General features: G+C 67.7%; 9 protein-coding genes. 6 read left to right on the top strand and 3 right to left on the bottom strand.

Features of this window, described 5'->3' with window-relative positions; all coding sequences use genetic code 11:
• The 4 genes from VIR09_RS12245 to VIR09_RS12230 form a co-directional block, all read left to right on the top strand.
• On the top strand, positions 1–300 hold a 300-nt coding region (locus VIR09_RS12245; RefSeq protein ID WP_332013119.1), incomplete at its 5' end, for a formate dehydrogenase accessory sulfurtransferase FdhD.
• Positions 301–317: 17 nt separating this feature from the next.
• On the top strand, positions 318–575 hold the full coding sequence (locus VIR09_RS12240) for a formate dehydrogenase subunit delta (protein ID WP_332013118.1): 258 nt from the start codon (positions 318–320) through the stop codon (positions 573–575).
• A 106-nt stretch (positions 576–681) separates the two neighbouring features.
• Entirely contained in the window at positions 682–2,349 is a 1,668-nt protein-coding gene (locus VIR09_RS12235; RefSeq protein ID WP_013395797.1) for an OFA family MFS transporter, read from the top strand.
• Between the two features lie 138 nt (positions 2,350–2,487).
• A complete protein-coding gene (locus VIR09_RS12230; RefSeq protein WP_332013117.1) occupies positions 2,488–3,606 on the top strand; it encodes a class I SAM-dependent methyltransferase in 1,119 nt (372 codons plus the stop codon).
• Positions 3,607–3,628: 22 nt separating this feature from the next.
• Here the strand turns inward: VIR09_RS12230 and VIR09_RS12225 are convergent, their stop codons facing one another.
• Genes VIR09_RS12225 through VIR09_RS12215 form a run of 3 tightly spaced genes read right to left on the bottom strand, consistent with a single transcriptional unit; the run spans position 3,629 to position 5,452 of the window.
• Positions 3,629–4,315: a DUF1345 domain-containing protein gene (locus VIR09_RS12225; protein WP_332013116.1), complete on the bottom strand. Its 687-nt coding sequence runs from the start codon at positions 4,313–4,315 to the stop codon at positions 3,629–3,631.
• A 34-nt stretch (positions 4,316–4,349) separates the two neighbouring features.
• Positions 4,350–4,874 carry a chromate transporter gene (locus VIR09_RS12220; RefSeq protein WP_332013115.1) on the bottom strand — a complete coding sequence of 175 codons (525 nt, stop codon included), beginning with the start codon at positions 4,872–4,874 and terminating at the stop codon, positions 4,350–4,352.
• Positions 4,871–5,452: a chromate transporter gene (locus VIR09_RS12215; protein ID WP_332013114.1), complete on the bottom strand. Its 582-nt coding sequence runs from the start codon at positions 5,450–5,452 to the stop codon at positions 4,871–4,873. The genes VIR09_RS12220 and VIR09_RS12215 overlap by 4 nt, the downstream gene beginning before the upstream one ends.
• Before the next feature lie 124 nt (positions 5,453–5,576).
• Here VIR09_RS12215 and VIR09_RS12210 point away from each other — a divergent pair, with 124 nt between their 5' ends.
• Positions 5,577–6,497 (top strand): LysR substrate-binding domain-containing protein, encoded by a 921-nt coding sequence (locus VIR09_RS12210; protein WP_332013113.1) that lies wholly within the window; start codon positions 5,577–5,579, stop codon positions 6,495–6,497.
• A 46-nt stretch (positions 6,498–6,543) separates the two neighbouring features.
• Positions 6,544–7,046 (top strand): glutamate racemase (locus VIR09_RS12205; protein ID WP_332013112.1); only part of this gene is annotated, 503 nt, incomplete at its 3' end.

Genomic DNA, 7,046 nt, shown 5'->3' with positions numbered 1-7,046 from the left:
GACGGCGCCGTGGCGCTGGTGCGCGAAGACGTCGGCCGGCACAACGCGCTGGACAAGCTGGTCGGCGCCCTGGCGCGCCAGGCCATGCATGCCGGCGACGGCATCGTGGTGGTATCCAGCCGCGCCAGCTTCGAAATGGTGCAGAAAACCGCTGCTGCCGGCGTCGCGGTGCTGGCGTCCGTCTCCGCGCCCACCGCCCTGGCCATCCGCCTGGCCCATGAAGCCAACGTCAGCCTGCTGGGCTTTTTGCGCGGCGACGACGCCACCTTGTACACCCATCCCCTACGCATCATCTCCTGAACCGGACCTACGCAAGCATGGAAATCGGCAACCTGATCCGCATGGCCAACCGTATCGGCCAATTCTTCGAGGCCATGCCCGACCGGCAGGAAGCGCTGGAAGGCGTGGCCAACCATATCCACAAGTTCTGGGAGCCGCGCATGCGCAATGAGCTCCTGGGCTTTCTCGAACAAAGCCCTGACGGCGATGCCGGCGGGGAACGCCTGCATCCGCTGGTGCTGGAAGCGGTCACGAAAAACCGTCAGCGCCTCACGCCGCTTGCGCGCGTGGCCTAGCGTAGCGGCGCGACGCAAGACAACAAGAGCATCACAAAAGAAGGCGGCGGGACCGGCCAGATACCGGGCTACGCGCGCCATAGAGCGGCCCCCAAGAGGAGACAACATGCAAAGTACTGCCACGCTGGACCTGCCCGGTTCGAAGCCGGGATTTTTCGACAAGGAACGCACCATCGCCGGCCCGGGCTTCTCGCGCTGGCTGGTGCCCCCGGCCGCCCTGGCCATCCACCTGTGCATCGGCATGGCCTACGGGTTCTCGGTGTTCTGGCTGCCGCTGTCCAAGGTGGTGGGCGGCGCCAAGCCGCTGGCCTGCCCCGCGGACATGAGCCTCGTCGCCGAGCTGTTCGCCACCAACTGCGACTGGAAGATCTCGACCATGGGGTGGATGTACACCCTGTTCTTCGTGCTGCTGGGCTGCTCGGCCGCGCTGTGGGGCGGCTGGCTGGAACGCGCCGGACCGCGCAAGGCGGGCGTGGTGTCGGCCCTGTGCTGGTGCGGCGGCCTGGTCATTTCGGCCATCGGCGTGTACCTGCACCAGATGTGGATGCTCTGGCTGGGGTCGGGCGTCATCGGTGGCATCGGCCTGGGCCTGGGCTATATCTCGCCCGTGAGCACGTTGATCAAGTGGTTCCCGGACCGCCGCGGCATGGCCACGGGCATGGCCATCATGGGCTTTGGCGGCGGCGCCATGATAGGCGCGCCGCTGGCCGACCTGCTGATGCGCCACTTCGCCACGCCCGATTCGCCCGGCGTATGGCAGACCTTCCTGACCATGGCCGCGGTGTACTTCGTTTTCATGATGTCGGGCGCGCTGGGCTACCGCGTACCGCCCACCGGCTGGAAGCCCGAGGGCTGGACCGCGCCGGCCAAGCATGCCGGCAACGCCATGATCACCAAGGGCCACGTCCATGTGCAGCGCGTCTGGGGCGTGCCGCAGTTCTGGCTGGTGTGGTGGGCGCTGTGCCTGAACGTCACGGCGGGCATCGGCATCCTCGGCATGGCCTCGCCGCTGCTGCAGGAAGTATTCGGCGGCGGCCTGATCAACCAGCCTGAGCTGGGCTACACGCAGCTGGACAAGAGCCAGTTGGCGGCCATTGCCGCCATCGCCGCCGGCTTTACCGGCCTGCTCAGCCTGTTCAACATCGGCGGCCGCTTCTTCTGGGCCAGCCTGTCCGACAAGCTGGGCCGCAAGACCACCTACTTCGTGTTCTTTGTGCTGGGCTTCGCGCTGTACTCGGCGATTCCCTGGACCGCGCATATCGGCGCGCTGGCCCTGTTCGTGGCCGCCTTCTGCATCATCCTGTCCATGTACGGCGGCGGCTTCTCCACCGTGCCGGCCTATCTGGCGGACCTGTTCGGCACGCAGATGGTGGGCGCCATCCATGGCCGGCTGCTGACGGCCTGGTCGGCGGCGGGCATTTTCGGGCCGGTGCTGGTGAACTACATCCGCGAATACCAGCTGTCCATCGGCGTGCCGCGCGCCCAGGTGTACGACATCACCATGTACATCCTGGCGGGCATGCTGGTGCTGGGCTTCCTCTGCAATCTGGCGATCCGGCCGGTGAACGCCAAGTACTTCATGAGCGACGAAGAGCTGGCCCGTGAAAAAGCGCTGGCCCACGAACGCGCGGTCGCCACGGAAACGCATGGGGTCGGCGCATCCACGTTCCGCACGCCGGCGGCGCTGGTAGTGTTCGCCTGGGCTTGCGTGGGCATCCCGCTGGCCTGGGGCATCTGGATCACCCTGCAGAAGGCCGTGGTGCTGTTCCACTGAGGCCTGCATCAGGCATCGCGGCGGGCTGCGCCTGCCGCGGCGGGGCGTGAAGCTGCTACATTGGCAGCCCGCGCCCCTTCTTTTTGCTTTCTCCATGACCACCCTGCCCCGCGCGCCCCGCCTTGCTGGAGCGACACGTTGACCATCCCTGAAATCCGCTGGGAAGAAAACCAGACCCCCCATTCCGCCCGCTGGCGCTCCGAATCCGGCGCCGCGCCGCCCAAGCGCGTGGTGGTCGCGGACGACACCATGACCGCGGACATGGCCTACCGCCAGGCCTGCGAAGGCGTCGGCCTGCTGTGGCGCGGCGATTTCCAGAATGCGCGGCAACTGCTGCAGGCCATCACGCGGCGGGTCGACAAGCGCCCCCGCAAGCCCGTCGACACCCTGCTGGACGCCTTCAACCAGCACCGCCAGATCCAGTCGCAGCGCGCCCGCATCCTGGGCATGTTGCTGATCCCGTTCGACGCCGGCCACGGCATTCCGCTGCGCCGCGCGCCCGACGCGCAACTGGCCTGCGAGGAAGCCCACGGCCCCGCCAATGAGCCCTATGTCGCGTCGCTGCGCGAGCTGCTGGGCCTGATCGGCGCCTTCGAATGGCGCAAGAAAGGCGTGGAAATCCCCGCGCTGAACGCCCGCATCCATCCGCACTACGGCGTGTTTTCGCCGCTGCGCGGCGAGTACGTCGATCTGGTGGCGCACACCCCGATGCCGCGCGGCAGCGTGGCCTTCGATATCGGCACCGGCACCGGCGTGCTGGCCGCCGTGATTGCACGCCGCGGCGGCAAGCGCGTCATCGCCACCGACACGGATCCCCGCGCCCTGGCTTGCGCCCGCGAAAACCTCGAGCGGCTGGGCCTGTCCAAGCAGGTCGATGTCGAAGAAACGGACCTGTTCCCCGAGGGCCGGGTGTCGCTGATCGTCTGCAACCCGCCATGGCTGCCCGCTCGTCCCAGCTCGCCCGTCGAACATGCAGTCTACGATCCCGACAGCCGCATGCTGCGCGGTTTCCTGAACGGACTGGCGGCCCATCTGACGCCCAACGGCGAAGGCTGGCTGATCCTGTCGGACCTGGCCGAACACCTGGGCCTGCGCAGCCGCGAAGCGCTGCTGGAAATGATCAGCCTGGCCGGCCTGCAGGTCATCGAGCGCATCGACACGCGGCCCACGCACGGCCGCGCGCAGGATGCGAGCGACCCGCTGCACGCGGCGCGCTCGAAGGAAGTCACGTCCTTGTGGCGCCTGGGCGCAGCCTGAGGCGTGGCCCCGCTGGGCGGTCCTAGGCCCGCCCGGCCGCCACGTTCACGCTGATGGCGATGATGAAGACGTTGAAGAAAAACGCGATGACGCTGTGTGTCAGCGCGGTGCGGCGCAAGCGCCGATTCACGATCTGCACGTCCGACACCTGGAACGTCATGCCCAGCACCAGCGCAAAGTAAGCAAAGTCCCAGTAGTCGGGATCTTCCGTACCCGGGAAATCCAGCCCCTTGTGCATGGCGTTGCGATGGCCGTAATAGCCATGCGCGTAGTGCAGCGCGAAGATCATGTTCATGTAGAGCCATGACAGGATGATGGTGGCGGCGGCGGCCAGCATGGCCAATACGCTGCCCACGCCGCTCTCGCCCTGCAGTTCGACCCACAGCGCCATCATCACCATGCAGGACAGCGCCACGCTGCTCCACAGCACGCCCGTGCGTCCGACATCCTGCTGCTGCGCGTGGTGGCGCATGGCCGCAGAACTGGTCCGGCCGAACACCCGCGCCGTCATCAGCAGGAACACCAGCGCCCCTGCGTCGAATCCCAGCAACAGCGCCAGGACCCAGGGCACGCCCAGGGCGTACAGGCCGCCCGCCATGGCCAGCAGCAGCGCGGCGCACCCGACCAGGCGCCGGTGCGCATGGAAGAACGGCAAGGCAGAGCCGGACGCAGCGTCGTCCTCGGGATCGAAATCCTTGAGCGGCGGCATGCGGCGCTCCTTTAGACGTGAACAGGCCCTAACGCTAACCGATGCCGAGCAAACCGGCCAGTGCGCCGCCGAACAGCAGCCATAGCGGATGGATGCGGGTGAAGCTGCCCAGCAGCGCCACCACGGCGGCAATCACGCCCAGCAGCCAGGTATGCACCGAAGCCTCGGTGATAAGCGCCGCGCTGGCCGCCACCAGCCCCACCGTCATGGGGAAGATGCCCGCCTGGATCACCCCGCGCCATGGACGGTCCTTGAACCGCTCCCACAGCCCCAGGGCGATCACGGTGATGATGGACGACGGGCCGAACTTGGCGATGGTGGTGACCAGCATGCCCAGGCCGCCAGCCACGTGCCAGCCCACCAGCGTGACCACCATCAGGTTGGGCCCCGGAGCGGCCTGCCCCAGGGCGAACAGCGCGGAAAAGTCGGCTGCCGTCATCCAGCCATGCACGTCCACTACCTGCCGCTGCATCTCGGGCAGGATGGTGTTGCCGCCGCCGAATGCCAATACGGACAACTCGGAAAAGATCAGGGCCAGGGCGATCAGGGTGTGGATCATCGACGTTGCCTCCAGACCATCAGGATGCTCAGCGGCGTCAGCACCGCCATCGTCGGCAACAGCGGAATGCGCAGCACGGCGATGGCGATGAAGCAGGCCGTGGCCACCACGCCGGCCAGCCAGTCGCGGCGCTTGATCACGGGCAGCCCGATCTTCACGGCCATCGAGATCAGCAGGCCCGCCGCGGCCGCGGCCAGCCCGGCGAACAGGTGCTGGATGTGCGGATCGTTCTGGAAGCGGTCGTACACCATGCCCAGCAGCACCACGATGGCGGACGGCGCCAGGATCAGGCCCATCAGCGCCGCGAAGGCGCCGCGCGGGCCGCGGAACTTCATGCCCAGCGCCACCGACAGGTTGATGATGTTGCCGCCGGGCAGGAACTGGCACAGGCCCAGCAGATCGGTGAACTCGGCGCCGCTGAGCCAGCGGTGCTTTTCGACGACCATGCGGCGCGCCAGCGGCAGGGCGCCGCCGAAGGCCGTCAGGCCGAGCATGAGGAATCCGTAGAACAATTGCCCGCAAGTGGGCGCGGGCCGGAGATCGGCCTCGGGGATGGAAGGTGCTGCTGCGTTCATCATTTTTATGCCGGCGCCAGTGTAGCGGCGCGGGGTGGAACCAGGGGAAGACAACGAGATTGCAGCCTACTCTTCGCCTCGGATAATGTCTAATATATGACTATCTATATATTCATATCGGTTGAATATGGCATCCGTAGACTTGAGGCTGTTGCGCTACTTCCTGGCCGTGGCCGAGGAATCCCATCTGACCAAGGCCGCGGCGCGGCTGGGCATACGCCAGCCGCCGCTCAGCCAGCAGATCCGCGTGCTGGAGCAGGAATTGGGCGTGACGCTGTTCCACCGCCTGCCGCGCGGCATGGAGTTGACCGAAAGCGGCCGCGCGCTGCTGGACGATGCGCGCAATATCGTGGCCCTGGTGGACCAGGCCGTGGAAGGCGTGCGCCGCGTATCGCTGGGCGAGGCCGGACGGCTGACCGTGGGCTTCACCGGATCGGCCGCCTTCCACCCCTTCGTGCCGTCCGTCATCCGGCGTTTCCGCGAGGCCGCGCCCAACGTGCGGCTAGTGCTGGAGGAAAGCAGCACCGGTGAACTGATGGAAGCCGTGGGCGCGGGCCGGGTGGACGCGGCGTTCATCCGCGGCCCCTACGGGCTGGGCCCCGGCGTGGTGGTGGAGACCGTGCTGGAGGAACCGATGCTGGCCGCCTTTCCCGCCGACCACCCGGCCGTCAAGGGCCGGTCGCGCAAGCGCATCGCGCTGTCCGAACTGGCCGATGAATCCCTGATCCTCTATCGCCGCCACAGCGGGCCTGGGCTGTATGACGCCATCATCGCCGCCTGCGGCGCGGCCGGCTTCAGCCCCCGCGTGGCCCAGGAAGCGCCGCGCATGCTGTCCACCCTGAGCCTGGTGGCGGCGGGCCTGGGCGTGTCGCTGGTGCCGGCGTCGCTGCGCCGCGTGAATATCGAAGGGGTGGTGTACGTCAACCTGGCCCAGCCCGCGGAATTGCGCGCGCCGCTGAACCTGATCTGGCGTGACGAATCGCTGTCAGGCGCCACCCGCAAGCTGATCGACGAAGCCCGCCGGCAGCGGGAGGAATCACTGGCCTGAGCGCGCGGCGCTACACTGCCCGGCACCCGCACTCCGCATTGCAGCCATGCTTCCAGAATCCCCCATCGGCATCTACGACTCCGGCGTCGGCGGATTGAGCGTGCTGCGCGCCATCCGCGACGCCCTGCCCCACGAGTCGCTGCTGTACGTGGCCGACTCCGCCCACGTGCCCTATGGCGAAAAAACGCAGGACTACGTCGAGCAGCGCGCCAACACATTGGCCGACTACTTCGTGTCGCGCCAGGCCAAGGCCATGGTGGTGGCCTGCAACACCGCGACCGCGGCCGCCATCGCGCAATTGCGCCTGCGCCACCCGGAACTGATCATCATTGGCGTTGAGCCCGCCATCAAGCCGGCCGCGCACCTGACCACCAGCGGCGTGGTCGGCGTGTTCGCCACCACCGGCACCTTGGCCAGCCCGAAATTCGCCGCGCTGGTCCGGCGCGAGGCCCCCGAAGTCCGCATCCTGTTCAGGCCCTGCCCCGAATGGGTGCGGCTGGTGGAACAAGGCGTGCTCAGCGGCCCCGAGGCCGAGGCCGCGGTGCGCGC

The organism is Achromobacter sp. (assembly GCF_036567245.1).
In the GTDB taxonomy this organism is placed as follows: Bacteria; Pseudomonadota; Gammaproteobacteria; order Burkholderiales; family Burkholderiaceae_B; genus Achromobacter.
The sequence above is the reverse complement of the archived record's forward strand: the minus strand, read 5'-3'. Positions and strand labels throughout refer to the sequence as shown.

Coding starts and splice junctions, on each gene's coding strand:
- VIR09_RS12215 (WP_332013114.1), bottom strand. CDS start 5,452: ATGATGAACGCAGCAGCACCTTCCATCCCCGAGGCCGATCTCCGGCCC.
- VIR09_RS12240 (WP_332013118.1), top strand. CDS start 318: ATGGAAATCGGCAACCTGATCCGCATGGCCAACCGTATCGGCCAATTC.
- VIR09_RS12225 (WP_332013116.1), bottom strand. CDS start 4,315: ATGCCGCCGCTCAAGGATTTCGATCCCGAGGACGACGCTGCGTCCGGC.
- VIR09_RS12210 (WP_332013113.1), top strand. CDS start 5,577: ATGGCATCCGTAGACTTGAGGCTGTTGCGCTACTTCCTGGCCGTGGCC.
- VIR09_RS12235 (WP_013395797.1), top strand. CDS start 682: ATGCAAAGTACTGCCACGCTGGACCTGCCCGGTTCGAAGCCGGGATTT.
- VIR09_RS12220 (WP_332013115.1), bottom strand. CDS start 4,874: ATGATCCACACCCTGATCGCCCTGGCCCTGATCTTTTCCGAGTTGTCC.